The 16,980-nt window shown below is 68.0% G+C and carries 11 protein-coding genes; 7 read left to right on the top strand and 4 right to left on the bottom strand.

Translation table 11 applies throughout. The features are described 5' to 3' along the window. Positions 1–9: 9 nt before the first annotated feature. Positions 10–1,221 carry a mannose-6-phosphate isomerase, class I gene (manA, locus tag VH571_RS14905; RefSeq protein ID WP_423265192.1) on the bottom strand — a complete coding sequence of 404 codons (1,212 nt, stop codon included), beginning with the start codon at positions 1,219–1,221 and terminating at the stop codon, positions 10–12. Between the two features lie 135 nt (positions 1,222–1,356). On the opposite strand from manA, the gene VH571_RS14900 reads away from it, so the two are divergent. Next, positions 1,357–2,733 carry an O-antigen ligase family protein gene (locus tag VH571_RS14900; RefSeq protein WP_423265191.1) on the top strand — a complete coding sequence of 459 codons (1,377 nt, stop codon included), beginning with the start codon at positions 1,357–1,359 and terminating at the stop codon, positions 2,731–2,733. Between the two features lie 146 nt (positions 2,734–2,879). After that, positions 2,880–4,196, top strand: coding sequence for a hypothetical protein (locus VH571_RS14895; RefSeq protein ID WP_055959382.1), 1,317 nt, complete (start codon positions 2,880–2,882; stop codon positions 4,194–4,196). 173 nt (positions 4,197–4,369) lie between these two features. Here VH571_RS14895 and VH571_RS14890 read toward each other — a convergent pair whose 3' ends face one another. From VH571_RS14890 to VH571_RS14880, 3 genes are all read right to left on the bottom strand, one after another. After that, entirely contained in the window at positions 4,370–6,481 is a 2,112-nt protein-coding gene (locus tag VH571_RS14890; protein WP_423265189.1) for a hypothetical protein, read from the bottom strand. Further along, the gene (locus VH571_RS14885) at positions 6,478–8,559 is read right to left on the bottom strand and encodes a GH25 family lysozyme (RefSeq protein WP_423265188.1); all 2,082 of its coding nucleotides are present in this window, start codon (positions 8,557–8,559) and stop codon (positions 6,478–6,480) included. Before VH571_RS14885 ends, VH571_RS14890 begins: the two co-directional genes overlap by 4 nt. Before the next feature lie 265 nt (positions 8,560–8,824). Continuing rightward, entirely contained in the window at positions 8,825–9,847 is a 1,023-nt protein-coding gene (locus tag VH571_RS14880; RefSeq protein ID WP_423265187.1) for a glycosyltransferase family 2 protein, read from the bottom strand. 152 nt (positions 9,848–9,999) lie between these two features. Here VH571_RS14880 and VH571_RS14875 point away from each other — a divergent pair, with 152 nt between their 5' ends. The 5 genes from VH571_RS14875 (at position 10,000) to VH571_RS14855 (ending at position 16,956) form a co-directional block, all read left to right on the top strand. Beyond that, positions 10,000–12,570, top strand: coding sequence for a glycosyltransferase (locus VH571_RS14875; RefSeq protein ID WP_423265186.1), 2,571 nt, complete (start codon positions 10,000–10,002; stop codon positions 12,568–12,570). A gap of 114 nt (positions 12,571–12,684) precedes the next feature. Continuing rightward, positions 12,685–13,641, top strand: coding sequence for an ABC transporter permease (locus tag VH571_RS14870; protein ID WP_228514183.1), 957 nt, complete (start codon positions 12,685–12,687; stop codon positions 13,639–13,641). A gap of 15 nt (positions 13,642–13,656) precedes the next feature. Next, positions 13,657–14,904, top strand: a complete 1,248-nt coding sequence (locus VH571_RS14865) for an ABC transporter ATP-binding protein (protein ID WP_423265185.1) — start codon at positions 13,657–13,659, stop codon at positions 14,902–14,904. Positions 14,905–14,908: 4 nt separating this feature from the next. Next, a complete protein-coding gene (locus tag VH571_RS14860) occupies positions 14,909–16,078 on the top strand; it encodes a glycosyltransferase family 4 protein (RefSeq protein WP_423265184.1) in 1,170 nt (389 codons plus the stop codon). Further along, positions 16,075–16,956, top strand: a complete 882-nt coding sequence (locus VH571_RS14855; protein ID WP_423265183.1) for a glycosyltransferase family 2 protein — start codon at positions 16,075–16,077, stop codon at positions 16,954–16,956. Before VH571_RS14860 ends, VH571_RS14855 begins: the two co-directional genes overlap by 4 nt. Positions 16,957–16,980 lie beyond the last annotated feature (24 nt).

The following is a 16,980-nucleotide window of genomic DNA, read 5'->3' as shown; positions in this document are numbered from 1 at the left end:
CCCGGTCCGCTACGCGGCAGTGGCCACGAACGCCTCGCCCGATCCCGTCACGGCGAGGCGCCACTCGTCGGGCGTGACGTAGACCGCTTCGCCCGCTCCGAGCTTGATATTGCCGTCCTGGCCCTTGAGGTGCAGCTCTCCGCTGGTCACGAGCACGATCGATGGCCCGCCGAGCTGGACAACCGCACCCGCCTCGCCGGGCTGCACGTGCAGCAGGGCGAACCCGACACCGGTCGGGTCGAAGCGCTCGACGCCGGCGCCGGCCTTGGTGGGCTTCAGGTACGGCAGGGGCAGCTCGTCGAAGTCGAGCACGCGGAGGAGCTCGGGCACGTCGACGTGCTTCGGGGTCAGTCCGCCGCGCAGCACGTTGTCGCTCGGAGCCATGAGCTCGATGCCAAGGCCGCCCAGGTAGGCGTGGATGTTGCCGGCGGGGAGGAAGAGCGCTTCTCCGCGCTGCAGCGTGACCCGGTTGAGGAGGAGCGCGACGACGACGCCCGGATCGCCCGGGTACTCGACGGCGAGGTCGGCGATGGTGTGGATGGTCGCAGACACGGGCACGCCCGACTCCGACTCGTGGGCCACGGCGGCGGTTGCGGCATGACCGACCGCGGCGACGGTGCCGGCAGCGGCCTCACCGTCGAAGAGCCAGGCGACGGTCGCCTCGAGCGACTCGGCGAGGTGGGCGCGGAGCTCCTCGAAGGCGTCAGACCTAGCACCGCCAGCAGACGCGCCGGCCCCGGCCAGCACGTCGACGTCGGCGCGTGTCTCGGCGAGCGCTCGGAAGCCGCACAGCGCGTCGAAGGTGTCGCTCAGCGCGAAGATGATCTCGGGCTTCGGAAACGGGTCTTTGTAGTTACGCTCGCTTGCCTGGAGCGGCACGCCGGCGCGGTTCTCGCGCTCGAAGCCGTCACGAGCCTGCTCCGGGGTCGGGTGCGCCTGGATCGAGAGGGGCTTGGCGGCGGCGAGCACCTTCATCAAGAAGGGGAGTGAGCGGCGCCCGGATCCTAGAGTTCGATCGGGCTGCGCGGCGATCCAGTCGGCCAGCGTGTCGGCTCCGTCGACGACTGCCGGGTTGACGATGACGCTCGGCGAACCGGGGTGGGCTCCGAGCCACAGTTCGGCCTCCGGGCGGCCGGACGGCTTGCGGCCGAGCAGCGTCGAGATCGCCGTCGTCGAACCCCACGCGTAGTCGCGCGGAACGTTGGTGATGGCTAGAAACATGGCTTTCCTCTTGTGACTCTCGTGGCGGTGCATCCGCTTGCTCCTCGTCTTCACAGACGCGAGCGTGCCCACCGGGCGGTTCGACCACGGTACCAACGCCGCAGAGGGCGGCGCTGAACGACTAGCCTTACCGCCATGGCCGTCGCTAGCCCACTTCCTCGCGTCGACTCGAGTCTCGCCAAGCCGGCGACCGAGCGGACCGCCTTCGCGACCGCCGCTTTCCTCGTGCTGTTCGGCGGCGATCCGCTTCGTAATTCGATCAACTGGGCCGGCTGGGGTGTCGTCTGCGCGGCGCTCGTGGCGTGGGCGGTCGTGATCCTGGTGCGTCACCCGCCCCGCCTCTCGCGCGTGCCCGCTCTCCTGACTCTCCTGCTGCTGTGGATGGTCGTCTCGCTCGTCTGGTCGGAGTACCGGGTGGGCTCGCTGCTCGGCGTCGGCACTCAGTTGGCGACGACGATCGCGCCCGTCGCAATCGTCGCGACCACGTCGTGGACGGGCATCGTGAAGGCCCTCGGTCGCGCCCTGCGCACGGTCGTCGTGCTCTCGCTGGTGTTCGAGCTCGTCGTCGCGGTGTTCATCCGACAGCCGTTCTGCCCGATCTACGTCGACTGCACTCCCCCGCACCCCGCCGCGTTCTTCTGGACTCGCGACGCCCTCTTCTCCGGTGGCCAGATCCAGGGGCTACCCGGCAACAGCAACCTCCTGGCGATCTTTGCGCTGTACGCCCTCGTTGTCACCGCAGTCCAGGCGCACGGCCGCGTCATCGACCGGCGCACGGCCTGGTACGGCCTGGCCTCGTCGATCCTCGCCCTCGCCCTGACCCGGTCGTCGACCGTGCTCGCCTGCCTCGCGGTCGTGGCCGTGGTGCTCGGCTTTGCCATTCTCGCCCGGAGGGTCCCCCTCCGCCGACGCTGGCTCGTCGGCGTCCTGGCTCTCGCGCTTGCCGGGGTGGCGGCGCTCGCCCTCTCGCTCGGCTGGGGGCTCCTCCTCCGCCTGCTCGGCAAGAGCAGCGACCTCACGGGCCGCGGCTACATCTGGTCGAGGGTCTACGAGTTGGCGGTCGAGCACCCGATCGTGGGCTGGGGCTGGACCGGCTGGTGGCAGCCGTACCTCGAACCGTTCAAGGGCCTCGCCAAGATCAAGGGCGTCGTCTACCTGCAGGCGCACAACGCCTACCTCGACATGTTCTTCCAGCTCGGCTGGATCGGCCTAGCGCTTTTCGTCGGCGTGCTGGTCACGGCCGCGGCGCGCTCGTGGTGGTGGGCGACCGATCGACGCATGCTCGGTGTCGGCAAGCCCGCCCCGTGGAACACCCTCGACCTGCTGCCGCTCCTGCTGCTCTCGATCTTGATCGTGCACGGGATCGGCGAGTCGCGGCTCAACGTCGAGTGGGGTTGGGCGCTGCTCGTGCTGGTCAGCTATGCCACCCGGGTCGACAACTTCCGCTGGTGGACGCGCCCCGGCGAGGCAGTCGTCCCCGCCGATGCCACGGTCGTCCGCGCCGCCGACTGATCCCCTCGTCGTGGCCGAGCCCAGCGACCGCTGCCGAATTTGAAGGAAAAACCTCGCCCGCGCGACGAGATCATGCGGATCCGGGCCCACCGCGAGCAGAATCTCCTTCGAATTTGCAGGCACGGCGTACCTGAGACAATGAGGGCGTGACCATGCCCGGCTCGACCCGCGACCCCCTGCGTCGCTACCTGTCGGCATGGATCGGCTTCTCCGCCGGCGGATCGTTCAGCCAGGTGCTCACCGTCGCGATCCTGCTGTACGCCCTCGGCATCCACACCGTCCGGGCGCTGATCGGTTGGCCCGGCTCGATCGCGATCCTGGTCACGCTGGTCCTCCTGGCGGGGTTGTCGCTTTTCGGCGCTCGGCACCACATCGAATGGCACGGCATCCTGCCGGTGTCGCTGATGGCGCTGTTCGCCTACTTCTTCCTCTCGTCGTTCTGGAGCCAGTACACCTGGGTCACGATCGGCGGAGTGATCTACGCGCTCGCCTTCGGGGCGCTCGGCATGTATCTGGCCCTCGGGCGCGACCTGGTTCAGCTGATCCGCGCAACCGGCGATGCGCTGCGGATCCTGCTGACTGTCTCCTTGTCTCTCGAAGTGCTCTCCGGGATCCTGATCGATCAGCCGATCGCGATCCTCGGCATTCAGGGCAACCTGGCCGAGGGCGGGCCCATCCAAGGCGTGGCCGGCACCCGCAACTACCTGGGGTTCCTGGCGGCGCTCGCTCTCGTGACGTTCGCGGTCGAGTGGTTCACCCGGTCGATCACGCTCGGCGTCGGGGTCGCCTCCGGGGTGCTCGCCCTGCTGACGCTGACGTTCGCCAGCTCGCCGGTGACCTCGATCGCCGTCCTCGCACTGGTGATCGCTGCCATCGCGCTGCGGAGCCTCCGGCAGAGCCCGCCGGAGCGCCGCGCACTCTTGCAGGTGATCCTGGCGGTCCTCGTGGTGCTCGGTCTCGTGCTCGCCTACCTCGCGAGGCGTCGGCTCATCTCGGCGATCGGCGCGACCTCCGACCTCGACGTGCGGCTGCAGCTCTGGGCAAAGATCCGCGAGCTGATCTCGCTGCACAGTCTCGTCGGCTGGGGCTTCGCCGGTCAGTGGCCGACCGAGGTCTTCCCGTTCTCGACTCTGACGAATGTGAGCGGCCGTGTCTCCGAGACCGGGCTCGGTGCGTTCTTCGACACCTGGTTCCAGCTCGGGCTCGCCGGTCTCGTCATGCTCCTCGCCGCCGGGGCGCTGGCCTTCACCCGCTCTTGGTTGACCGCGTCGGCGCACCCGATCGTCGCGTACACCTGGCCGGCGCTGGTGCTGCTGCTGATCGCCGTGACCGCCATCGCCGAGAGCTACCCGCTGTTCGAGGGCACACTGATGCTCTTCGTCGCCATCGCGACGATCTCGGCCCGCAAGCGCTCGTGGCGGCAGAACCTCGCTGCGAACACAGGATCCAGCCGCACCCGCTGACCCCCGGCGCGACCCGGGCCTGTTGCGCTGCACCATCGCGTCCGGGCAGACCGGCCACACGGGCACAGACCCGCACAGCCGGCCAAAACCCGCCTCCTAGGCGTGCTGTTTATGCCGAGTATGCGGGTCTGAGCCGAGTATGCGGGTCTGAGCCAATCGAGCGCCCGGCCGCACTACTTGACGACGACCGCCTTGCACCCGAGTTTCGTGTTCGCGCCCTTGTCGGCACCGATTCCGTAGGCGCAAATCGTGTGCTTGCCCTTCGCGAGGGTCTTCGTCAGCGTGTACCCGTGCAGCGCTCCGGGCAGCTTGTAGACGCGCGCCACGTCGGCCCGTGCGACCGACGTCGGCACCCGGTAGCCCTTGCCGTCGATGTAGACGTCGACCTTGATCGAGGTGGCGACCGAGTCGGGGTCGAACGCCCAGCCCTTCGCCGTGACGGCCTTTTTCGACACCGTGACCGAGTCGAGTGCACCCTTCGGCTTGGTGTCGGTCGTCACCGTGCGGCAGGGGGCGATGTGTCCGCTCGTGCCGGCCGTGCCCGCCTGGTTGATCCCGCCGACGCAGAGCGTGTGCGTGCCGGGCTTCACCGTGACGGTGGCCGAGAAGCCGTGCCCGGCCCCGTAGGCCGGGTACGACGTCGCGACACCCGGGCGCGCAGCCGACGCGGTGACCTTAGCGAGACGCGAACCGTCGACCCCGATCGACACCGCGATCGACTTCGCAGTGTCGGCGTCGATGGCCCAGCCCGAGACGGTGATCGTTCGGAGCGTGGTGGAGACCTTCTCGATCGTTCCGCGGGGCGACGACGAAAGGACAGCGACGGTGGTGCAGTCCTCGACGGGGGTGTCGGATCCTCGTCCGGTGTTGACGCCGGTCACGCACACCCGGCGCGCTCCCTCCGTGGCGGGCACGACCGTCGAGAAGCCGTGGAGGGCTCCGACCGCGGGGTGGGCTTTGGCGACGTCGGGGCGCGAGTTGGCCGCGGCGAGCGTGCGCACCGTCTTACCGTCGACGGCGATCCGCGCCCGGATCGACGATGTGGTGTCGGGGTCGGCGACCCATCCGGAGACAAGGATCCCGCCCGGCGCCGCTCGCACCACGTCGACCGCGCCGAAGGGCGAGGGGTCAGCGACCGTGACCGGCGTGCAGGAGACGAGCTTCGCGGCCTTGTTGACGCCGATCGCGGTGACGCAGACGTCGTAGCTGCCGGGGCTCGCCGCCAGGGTCGTCGAGAAACCGTGTTTCGAGCCGGAATCCGGGTAGACCTTGCCGACGTCGGCCCGAACGGCCGAGGCGACGAGCGTCTTCGTCGACGCCCCGTAAGCCACCGACACCGAGATGGACGCGGTGCTCGTGCGGTCGAGGGCCCACCCGCTGAGCGTGACCGTTCCGATACCGCCGACGGCCTTGTCGACGTGCCCGGTCGTGGTCGCCACGGGGGCTGCGGGGGTGCCGCTGGCGGGGGTGCCCGCGGTCGGCGAACCGAACCAGTTCGAGAAGTAGACCCAGAAGTTGCGGTTGCCGTAGGCGGAGCAGCTGTCGCCGGTGCCGGAGAGGTTCGCGAGGGCCGCGGCGTTCGGCGTGTACGGCGTGTAGTAGTAGAGGTTCGCGGTCGCCTGGTTCGCGATCTTTACCTTCTTGGTGCCGCAGGGGGAGCTCGGGCTGTAGCGCACGGCGACGGTCGTGCCGGGCGTGTAGGTCGTGAACGACTTGGAGGTGCCGGCCGGGTTCGCGTAGCGCTTGAACTGCCAGGCGGCGCGGTAGACCTGGTTGTAGATGCCGGCGTAGGCCGGGTCGCAGCCGCTGCCCGTGTCGGGGCAGGCGTATCCCATAGCGCGATCGATGGCGTAGGTCGAGGGCGCGGTGGAGGTGACGAGCCCCTGCTCCTTCTGCAGGGAGACGAGCAGCACCTCGGGGTTGATGCCGCAGGCGCGGCCGACTTTCGCGATGATGCGCGCGGTGGTCTCGTTCTTCGCCCCCGTGTAAGCGGCGCACATGGCGTCGGCAGCGCGGCTGGTCGTCGTCGTCGTCAGGATGTCGAGGCACCGGCTGTTCGAGCAGGTGCCGCTCTTACCGGCGAGGAACGTCTGGATCTGCGCCTCGCTCAGAGCATCCGAGTCGAAGAAGACCGCATTGCTCACGATGTTTCCGGCATCGAACTGCGACCCAGAGAGCGCCTCGGCGGGGCTCGGCGCCGAGACGACCTGGATGCCGGTGAGCAACGCCGCCGCCGCACTCGCGGCGACGGCGAGTGCGACGAGGCGTCGTGCGACGGTGGTCATTTCACGGTGACGTAGGCGCACTTCAGCACGGGGTTCTTGCCCTTGCTGGAGTCCATCCCGTACACGCAGACGTGCTTCTTGCCCTTCGGAATCTTCACGGTCGACGAGAATCCGTGCTTCGCCCCGTAGGCCGGGTACTTGCGCCCGACGTCGTTGCGGGTGTTCCCGGCAGCGAAGTAGGAGTGGATCTTGCCGACGTGCAGCGCGCCGCGGATCGCGGTCTTGGGGGTGTCGGTGTCGACCATCCAGCCCGACACGGTCACGGTGCCCTTGCCGCCGACGATTTTGTCGACGCTGCCCCGGGGCAGGTTGTTCACTGTGGCGCGGACGCAGGATCCGACGGTCGCGTTCTTCCCGCTGCCCACGTTCACGCCGGTGACGCAGACCTTGGGCGTGCCCTGCGGAACGGTGAGCGTGACGTCGAAACCGTGCTTGCCGCCGTAGGCGGGGTAGGCCGAGGCCACCCCGGAGCGCGCGACGGAGGCGGTCACGGTCTTCGAGACGGAGTTGGCAGCGACCTTGACCTTGATCGACGACGCGGTGCCACCGTCGAACGACCAGCCCTTGACCCGCACGGTTGTCGGCGTGGTGCTGACGGAGTCGATGACGCCGACCGGGTTGAGTCCCATCGACTTCTTGGTCACGCAGGGCTCGAGCAGGGTGTTGCCGCCCGTGCCGACGTTGATCCCGTAGGCGCACACCTTGTAGCTGGCCTTCGCCACCGGAATGACGGTGTCGTAGCCGTGCGCGGCGCCCCAAGACGGATACTGGGCCGCCACGTCGTTCCGGGTCTTGTTCGCCTTGACGGAGACGACCTTGGAGCCGACGTAGATGTGAGTGGTGATGGAACCCTTGCTGTCGGGGTCGAGGGTCCATCCCCGCACCCGGATGCCACCGGGCACGGTGCTGATCTGGTCGACGTTGCCCTTCGGCGAATGAGCGGCCGCCACGAGCGACGACGGGAGCACGAAGCCCTTGAGCGCCGCGGCCGAGCCGTTGAAGACGCTCGAGTCGCCGGCGAACGGACCGGTGGAGGAGTACTGCCAGATGGTCCAGTCGCTCCAGTTGGCCGGCACGGCGAACGGCCCCTGCGATAGCTCGCGGCCGTAGTTCGCGATCATGAGCTTGTTGGCGCTGAACGCCTTGCTTCCGCCGGTGCAGTCTTGCCACCAGTAGTAGCCGGTGTAGATGGCCGGGGTGATGCCCGTCATGCTCTTGACCTTGTCGGAGAAGGCCTTGATCCACGAGATCATCTGACCCTGGCTGAGGCCCCAACAGCCCGCCTCGAGGTCGAGGAGCGGCGGCAGGGTCTTGCCATCGGCCGACCAGCCACCACCGTTGTTCACGAAGTAGGCGGCCTGCGCGGCTCCCGAGGTCTCGCCCGGGTGCGCGAAGTGATACGCCCCCGTGTACATGCCCGCCTTGCGCGCGCCGTTGTACTGCGAGCTGAAGAGAGAGCTCTTGTAGCTGGTGTTCTCGGTGGCCTTGACGTAGGCGAAGCGGGCACCCTGCTTGTAGCTGGAGGCCCAGTTGACACTGGTCTGCCAGCCGCTGACGTCCATGCCCTTGATGTTCGACGACGAGGCGCCCGAGACGGACTTCGTCGTCGCGGCCTTCGACTGCACCCGGAACTGCTGGGTCGGCGCGACCTCGGTCTCGGCGAGCGACGCGCCCATCGTGTGGTTGCCGGAGGCATCTTGAACGGCGAGCGACGGGTCGGTGTCGGCGGCGGAGCCGTCGGCCACGTCGGCCGCGTTGGCTTCGGCGTCGGAGGTGGCGCCGCCCGAGGACGGCGTGGCGGGGTCTGCGGTCGGCTCGGTGGTCGAAGCCGGGGTCGGCTCGGCGGTCGCGGCAGCGTCGGCGGTGGTGCTGCCGCTCGCGGCGGCAGGGGCCGTGGCGGCGACAGTCGGCGCCGGCGTGGGGGTCGCGGCGACGGCAGCGGTGCCGAGCAGCGCGCCCGAGGCGGCGATGGCGACAGCGGCGGTCACCCCGACTACGGCCCGAAGGGTGGCGCGGCGCGGGGCCGTCATCGTCGGCGGCCGGACGTCGGCGCCGTGGCGCGCGCGGATGTCGCGCACGCGACGGTGGGGTACGTAAGCAAAGGGGTGCCTCCCGAGTGGCATCTGGCTATGGATCGAACCCCGCTGAACCCGCCGCCATCGGCGGTTCCACGCTGATCGTGGACGCCCGAACGTCCGCGTGGAGGGTGCTCACGAGCACTCGACTTCTCCACCGTAAGTCACACGAGTCACATGCACCAGGGCCGGAATGTCCCCCGATAGGGGCGCGATGGGGGACGATTCTTCGGCTCGCATCAAGGTCACACTCAGGATGCACCAAGGGTCAGCCGAGCAAATCCTCTACCTCACGACGGCGTGGACCAAGGATCCGGTCCGCCCGCCGCTTGCGTCGAGCCCCTGCCACCAGCCCGGGCAGCTCGCGCAGCACCCCGCGCCACGCGTCCCGCGAAAGATAGGCCTGACCGGGAGTAAGCGTGTCTCGTACCAGTCGTGCGAGTGTTCGAAACACGACTCGAGTGATGAACGTCGCACTCCCGTTCCGCAGCACGACGGCGAGCCGATTGCGGATGCTCTGGCGCCGAATGAGCTCCGAGCCGCTCGACGAACTACCCGCATGCCGGTGCACGATCCGCGCCTCGGGAGCGAAGCCGATCTGGAGCCCGGCCAGTCGAAATCGCCACGAGACATCCAGGTCTTCGTAATACATGAAGAGGTCGTCGTCGAATCCGCCGACTGCTTCGAGCGCGTCGCGACGGAGAAAGGCCGCTCCGCCCGAGAACCCGAAGGGGTCGGAGCGCGACGAGACGTCGTCGGCCGGCGCGAGCCACTCACGGTCGTAGCCGTTGCCGTCACGCGTCATCTCGATTCCGGTGCCGTTCATCACGGCGGTGCCGCGCGTCGGATCCTCGGTTCTCGCCCAGAGGGCGCCGTCGAGACCGACGAGCGTGTGCGGGCCCGGCGTACCTGTCGAGGCAAACAGCCCCTCGAGCACCACGGCCGCGCTCACGGCCGCGTAGGTGGGCCCCGCGGCGTCGAGGGCGGCGAGCCCCGCGGCGATGAATCCAGGATCCGGCACGGCGTCGTTGTTGACGAGCACGATCACGTCGCCGGTCGCTGCCGCGATGCCCCGCGCCACTCCCCCGGCAAAGCCCGAGTTCGTGGGCTCTTCGACCACGATCACCTCGGGGTGGGCCCGCCGGATGACATCGGTGCCGCCCGGCGTCGCCTCGTTCTCGACGAGCACGACCTCGAAGCCGTTCGAGGGAACCTGCCGAGCCAGGGCGTCGAGCGCCCGGAGTGTCAGATCGGGTTGCCGCCAGTTGACCACGATGACGGATGCGCGCATGCGCCAAGTCTGCCCGACATCGAATCTTTCACACGACTGTGAGGTATTCCACAAGCCTGGGGAGGTCGCCACCGACTCGAAAGATCGCATGGCTATAGTGAGACCGCCTCCCGGGGCCGAACCACCTATCGCCAACGTGTTGGAGCATCTCCTTGTCAGTATCCACGTCGAGTGTCGTCTCCGTCGTCATCGTCAATTTCCGAGGCACCGACGACACCCTCGAGTGCGTCGCCCGCCTCAACGATGTCGATTGGCCGACCGACCAGCTCGAGATCGTGATCGTCGAGAACGGCTCCGGCGACGACAGCGAGACCCGTCTCCGCGCCGCCCTCGGCGACCAGAAGAACGTCACCCTGATCGTCTCCCCCGACAACCTCGGGTTCACTGGCGGCTCGAACCTGGGTGCGAAGAAGGCTCGCGGCGAGTTCGTCGCGTTCCTCAACAACGACGCCAAGCCGTCGGTCGACTGGATCCGCGCCGCGCTCGGTCAGTTCGCCGTGAGCCCCAAGGTCGCGGCCGTCGGCTCGAAGGTGCTCGACTGGGAGGGCAAGGCGATCGACTTCGTCCAGGGCAGCCTCACCTGGTTCGGCATGGGCTACAAAGACCGCGTCACCGAGATCGACACCGGCGAGTTCGACACCCCGCGCGACATCCTCTTCGGCACCGGCAGCGCGCTCTTCGTGCGCAAGGCGATCTTCCACGAGGTCGGCGGCTTCGACGAGCGCCTCTTCATGTTCTACGACGACGTCGACCTCGGCTGGCGTCTCAACCTGCTCGGCTACCGGGTGCGCTTCGCCCCCGAGTCAGTCGTCTACCACAAGCACCACGGCTCGATGAAGAGCTTTGGCGAGTACCGCGAGATGTACCTCCTCGAGCGGAACGCCCTGATCCTGCTCTTCAAGAACCTCGACGACAACAGCCTCGCCAAGTTCCTGCCGGGGGCCCTCGCCCTGCTCGCTCGCCGCGCGGTCGCCAAGAGCGGCCTCGACTCCGAGATGTTCGACATCCGGCGCTTTACGGGTGCTGCCGACGAGTTCGAACGCGACACCCCCGTCAACAAAGACACGGTTGCCGGCCTCTTCGCCCTCGACCAGTTCGTGCAAGAGCTCCCGTCGCTCCAGCAGACCCGCGACGAGCTGCAGTCGCAGCGTCAGCGCACCGACGGCGACCTGTTCCGCCTGTTCGGCGACATCTTCAAGCCGCTCTTCTCCGACTCGTACTTCCTCGACGGGCTGCACTCGATCGTCGATGCCTTCGGAATCGTCGAGCACACCCAGCGTCGGCACATCCTGGTGATCACGGGCGACGCGATCGGCGAGAAGATGGCTGGCCCGGCCATGCGCGCCTGGAAGATCTCGGAGGCCCTCTCCGAGCACAGCGACGTCCGCCTCCTGACCTGGAACGTGGCCAACCGCCAGTCCGACAAGTTCGAGGTCGAGCGCGTTCGCCTCCAGAACGAGCGCGAGATGAAGGTCCACGAGGAGTGGGCCGACGTGATCTTCTTCCAGGGTCACGCCCTGCACCACTTCACGACGCTCAAGCACTCCAACAAGATCATGGTCGCCGACCTCTACGACCCGATGCACCTCGAGCAGCTCGAGCAGGGCCGCGAGTGGGGTCTCGCCCAGTGGAAGAACCAGGTGCAGTCGTCGACCAACGTGCTCAACGAGCAGCTGCTGCGCGGCGACTTCTTCCTCTGCGCCTCCGAGCGCCAGCGCCTCTTCTGGCTCGGCCAGCTCGCGGGTCTCGGCCGGATCAACCCCGAAAACTACGCGGCCGACGAAAACCTCGAGAACCTCATCGCGATCGCCCCCTTCGGCATGGACAGCACGCCGCCGCAAAAGACCCGCAAGGCGATCCGCGGCGTCGTTCCCGGGATATCCGAGACCGACAAGGTCGTCATCTGGGGCGGCGGAATCTACAACTGGTTCGACACCCAAACCCTGGTGCGGGCCATCGCCCAGCTGGCCGAGCGCCGCCCCGACGTGCGGCTCTTCTTCCTGGGGGTCGCGCACCCGAACCCCGACGTTCCCGAGATGGCGATCGTGTCGAAGACCCGCGAGCTTGCCTCCCAGCTCGGCGTCAGCGGCAAGAACGTCTTCTTCAACGAGCAGTGGGTGGCGCTCGACGACCGCCAGAACTACCTGCTCGAGGCCGATGCCGGCGTCTCGACGCACTACGACCACATCGAGACGACGTTCTCGTTCCGCACCCGCATCCTCGACTACATGTGGGCGAACCTCCCCATCGTCACCACGCGCGGCGATAGTTTCGGCGACCTCGTCGGCGCCGAGGGCATGGGCGTCTCCGTGCCCGAGCGCGACGTCGACGCCCTCGCGAACGCCCTCGAGTCGATGCTCTACGACGACGAGGCGATCGCCGAAGCCCGAAAGAACGTCTCCAGGATCCGCGAGGAGTTCACCTGGGAGCGCGCGCTTGCACCGCTGGTCGAGTTCTGCCGCGACCCCCACGTCGCTCCCGACCGGGCTGCTCTGGTCGGCGAGCCGCTCGGGGCCTCCCGCGGCAGCGTCGTCCGGAGCCCGCGCGGTCGCTCGCCCCAGACCAGCGAAGAGAAGTTCCACGCGATCGCGAACCGCCGGCACGGTGTCGGCCGCGATATCGCTCTCGCCCGCTTTTACCTCACCGACGGTGGCATCGGCGGCCTCCGCACCAAGGTGCAGACTCGTCTCGCGACGAGCCGTGCGAGCAAGTACGGCAAGTAGTCTCCAGAAAAGACGACCAGCGGCCCCACGCGCCCTCAAGGCGTTTGCCATGCCCCGCCCGATCCAGGAGGCCGGGGTATAGTTTCCAGGTTTTCCAAGGATGAGGTACGAGCCATGACCACCACGACGCCCCCGACGGTGAATTCCGTCACGCAGGCGGCAGCGACGCAGGCGGCAGCGCGCTTCGAGCGACTCAAAGACGAGCCGATGCAGATCGCCGGCCAGCCGATCGGAGCCTTCACCGGTTTCTTCGGCACCATCCGCGATGTGATCGCGCACGGCAGCCTGCTCGACCTGCTGATCCGACGCGACCTGAAGTCTCGGTACAAAGACTCGGCTCTCGGCTTCGTCTGGACCCTGATCCGCCCCATCACGCAGCTCGTCATCTACTTCGTGATCCTGGGTCAGATCCTCGGGGCGGCGAAGGGTATCCCGAACTTCGCCGTCTACGTCTTCTGTGGTCTGACGATCTACAACCTGTTCAGCGAGATCGTGGCCGGTTCGACGGGGTCGATCGTTGCCAATGCCGGTCTGATCAAGAAGGTCTACGTCCCCCGCGAGATCTACCCGCTGGCCAGCATCGGCTCGGCGCTGTTCAACTTCGGCATCCAGCTCGTCGTCCTCCTGGTCGCCACCGTCGTGTTCGGCAAGTTCCCCGCCCATGCTGAGCTGCTCTACTTCTTCCCGTCGACCATTCTGATTCTGATCTACGGCACCGCTCTGGGGCTTCTCCTCTCCGCCGCCAACGTGTACCTGCGCGACATGGGCTACCTCGTCGAGGTTCTGCTCATGCTGCTCATGTGGGGCTCCCCCATCGTCTACGCCTGGTCGGCGGTCGCCACCCGCGCGACTGGTTCGAAGGAGTGGTTGCTGCACATCTACACCGACAACCCGATCACGCTGGCAGTCCTCGGCTTCCACCGCGCCTTCTGGCTCGGCGGCTCCGAGAGCGACTACCCCTCCGACATGCTGATCAAGATGGGCGTCGCGGGCCTCATCGGCCTCGTGCTCGTCTACGTCTTCCACCGGGTCTTCTCGAAGTTGCAGGGCAACTTCGCGCAAGAGCTGTAACCGAACGGACCAGGCATGACCATCGACACCTCCCGGGCCACGGTTCGCAGCACTCGCGGCGAAGCGGCAGTTCCCACCGTCGTCACGATCGAGAACGTCTCCAAGAAGTTCGTGATCCGCAAAGACAACAGCCTCAAAGAGCGCATCGTCACTCTCGGGCGTACCGGGCGCCGCAACTCCGAAGAGTTCTGGGCGCTGAAGAACGTCAGCCTGACGATCCCCGCGGGCTCCACGATCGGCCTGCTCGGCCCGAACGGCTCGGGTAAGTCGACCCTGCTCAAGGCGATCGGCGGGATCCTCGAGCCGACGACCGGCACCATCAAACGCCGAGGTCGCCTCGCCGCGCTCCTCGAGCTGGGCGCCGGGTTCCACCCCGATCTGACCGGTCGCGAAAACGTCTTCCTCAACTCGGCCATCCTCGGCATGTCGCGCGAAGAGACCGAGGAGAAGTTCGACGACATCTTGAACTTCGCCGGCATTGGCGACTTCATCGACACGCAGGTGAAGTTCTACTCATCGGGTATGTACGTGCGTCTCGCCTTCGCGGTCGCCATCCACACCGACCCCGACGTGCTCCTCGTCGACGAGGTGCTGGCGGTCGGCGACGAGGCGTTCCAGCGCAAGTGCATGGACAAGATCCACGAGTTCCAAGAGCAGGGTCGCACCATCATCCTGGTCAGCCACTCTCTCGGCCAGGTCCAAGAACTCTGCGACCGGGCAGTCGTGCTCGCCAAGGGCGAGGTGCAGTTCGAGGGCACCGCTCGCGAGGCCGTCAAGAACTTCCGCGACATCCTCGAAGACCGCCGTGTGGCCGAGGCCACCGCACTCGGCGAAGCTGATGCTGCCATCACCCCGGGCAAGGTGCTGTCCGGCACGATCCGGGCTGAGGGCCGCGCCCCCGGCGAGGACTTCCAGCCGGGCGACAACCTGGTGATCACGATGACCTTCAGCCACGAGACCCCACTCGAGCGCTGGATCTCGGGCTTTAAGATCGAGAACAACCTGGGCCAGCCGGTCTTCGGCACCCACAGCAAGCACCTCGGCATCACGCACGCTCCCCTCCACGGCACGGCGACCGTCGAGTACCGGCTCGACGACATCCAGTTCGGTGGCGGCGCTTTCTTCCTGCACGCCTACTTTGCCGAGCCGAACGGTCTCCACATCGCGATCAAGCGAGAGGCCGCGCGCTTCGTGATGGCCGACGATCCCACCGGCGAGGGCACCGTTCGCGTCGCGGCGTCGATGCGGCAGATCGCCGGTTGAGCCGGTGAGCGACCGCACCGAGTCCGCCGTCCTCCCGGTCCTCCTCGACGCCACGTCGATCCCGCCCAACAAGGGTGGGGTGGCCCGCTACCTCGCGGGTCTGCTCTCGGGGCTGACCGATGCCGGCGCCCGTATCCACGTGGTCGTCAAGGCCGAAGACCTGTCGTGGCTGTCGCCCCAGGCCCCCGACCACGAGTACGTGACGGCACCCGGCATCGCCTCCAGTCGGCCGCTCCGACTCCTCTGGGAGCAACTCGGGCTCCCGCTGCTCGCGCGACGACTGGGCGCCACGACCCTGCACTCGCCGCACTACACGTTTCCGCTGGCCTTCACCGGCCGACGCGTGGTGACCGTCCACGACGCCACATTCTTCAGTCGACCCGCCGACCACTCCCCGCTCAAGCGCTCCTTCTTCACGTCGTGGATGCGCCTGGCCCGTCGCCTCGCCGACGTGATCGTGACCCCGAGCCGGGCCACGGCCGACGAGATGGAGCGCTTCGCCGGGCGCGCCCGGGCCACCCGGGTAGCCCTGCACGGCGTCGACCCCGACGTCTTCCACCTCCCGTCGCACGATGAGGTGACGCGCTTCGCCCGGCGGCTTGACGCGTCAACCGCGGACGGCTGGATCGCCTTCCTGGGCACGGTCGAACCGCGCAAGAACGTGGCCGCACTGATCCGGGCGCATGAGAGAGCCCGAAGCATCGACCCCGCCGTTCCGCCGCTCCTGGTCGCGGGAGGCCTCGGCTGGGACGACGAGGCTGCCGCGCTCCTCACGGCGGCCGGAAACACCCCGGGAGCCCCCGTGCGCTACCTCGGCTACCTCGATCTCGACGACCTCGCCGCCTTCCTCGGCGGTGCCAGCTTCGTCGTCTACCCATCGAGCGCCGAGGGGTTCGGCCTGCCCGTGCTGGAGGCGATGTCGACGGGCGGCGCAGTCCTCACCGCTCCGCGGCTCGCGATCCCCGAGGTCGGGGGCGACGCCGTCGACTACGCCGAACCGACCGTCGACGGGATCGAGCAGGGCATCCTCCGACTCGTTCAGGATCCCGCACGGCGCCGCGAACTGTCGGGTCTCGGTAGCGACCGTGCCAGACTGTTCACATGGAAGGCCTGCGCCGACGAGCATCTCCGGGCCTACGAGAGGCCCGACAAGGCCAAGGGAGCGACACTGTGAGTTCGACCGTGGCGATCGTCACGGTCAGCTTCAACTCCGGCAAGTACCTCGACGAGTTCCTGGCGTCGGCCGCTCGAGCCTCGAGCCCTGCCGCGGCCACTCCGGCCGACTCTGTGTCCGCGCCGATCATCGTCGTCGCCGACAACGACTCCCGTGATCCCGACGCCGCCCGTCGCTCCACTGAGGCCGTCGGCGGCGTCTTCCTCGAACTCGGCTCGAACGACGGCTACGGCTCAGCTATCAACCGCGCCGTCGAGACGCTCCCCCGCGAGGTCGACTGGATCCTCATCTCGAACCCCGATGTGATCCTCGGGGAGGGGGCGGTCGACACGCTTCTCGAGGTCGCCCTGAGCGGCGACCGCGTCGGAGCCGTAGGCCCCGGGATCCTCGAGCTCGATGGGCAGTTCTACCCCTCGGCCCGCCGGGTCCCCTCGCTCCGCACCGGTCTCGGCCACGCGCTCTTCGCCAACGTCTGGAAGTCGAACCCCTGGAGCCGGTCGTACCGGAGCGATGGCGACCACGAGAACCGCCGCGAGGCCGGCTGGCTGTCGGGGGCGTGCCTGCTCGTGCGGCGCTCGCTCTTCGACTCGCTCGGCGGGTTCGACGAGGGCTACTTCATGTACTTCGAAGACGTCGATCTCGGCTACCGCATCGGCAAGGCCGGATTCTCGAATGTCTACGAGCCGCGAGCCCGCGTCACGCACGTCGGGGCGCACTCGACGAGGGAGTCGTCCGATCTCATGCGTCGGGCGCACCACCGCAGCGCCTACCGGTTCCTCGCCTCGAAGTATCGCGCCTGGTATCTCGCGCCTCTCCGGTGGGCCCTCCGGGTGGGCCTCGGCATCCGTGCGAGGATTCACGGGCGCCCGACTCCGTAGGCGAATCGAGCCTGGCGGAGCACC

Origin of the sequence: Frondihabitans sp. 4ASC-45, from assembly GCF_049472575.1 — a bacterium.
Classification (GTDB): domain Bacteria; phylum Actinomycetota; class Actinomycetes; order Actinomycetales; family Microbacteriaceae; genus Frondihabitans.
Note: the sequence above shows the minus strand (reverse complement) of the source record. Positions and strands in the feature narration are given on the sequence as shown.

Excerpts from the sequence above, each read along its gene's own strand:
- manA (WP_423265192.1), bottom strand. The coding sequence starts at position 1,221 with ATGTTTCTAGCCATCACCAACGTTCCGCGCGACTACGCGTGGGGTTCG.
- VH571_RS14900 (WP_423265191.1), top strand. The coding sequence starts at position 1,357 with ATGGCCGTCGCTAGCCCACTTCCTCGCGTCGACTCGAGTCTCGCCAAG.
- VH571_RS14890 (WP_423265189.1), bottom strand. The coding sequence starts at position 6,481 with ATGACCACCGTCGCACGACGCCTCGTCGCACTCGCCGTCGCCGCGAGT.
- VH571_RS14880 (WP_423265187.1), bottom strand. The coding sequence starts at position 9,847 with ATGCGCGCATCCGTCATCGTGGTCAACTGGCGGCAACCCGATCTGACA.
- VH571_RS14870 (WP_228514183.1), top strand. The coding sequence starts at position 12,685 with ATGACCACCACGACGCCCCCGACGGTGAATTCCGTCACGCAGGCGGCA.
- VH571_RS14865 (WP_423265185.1), top strand. The coding sequence starts at position 13,657 with ATGACCATCGACACCTCCCGGGCCACGGTTCGCAGCACTCGCGGCGAA.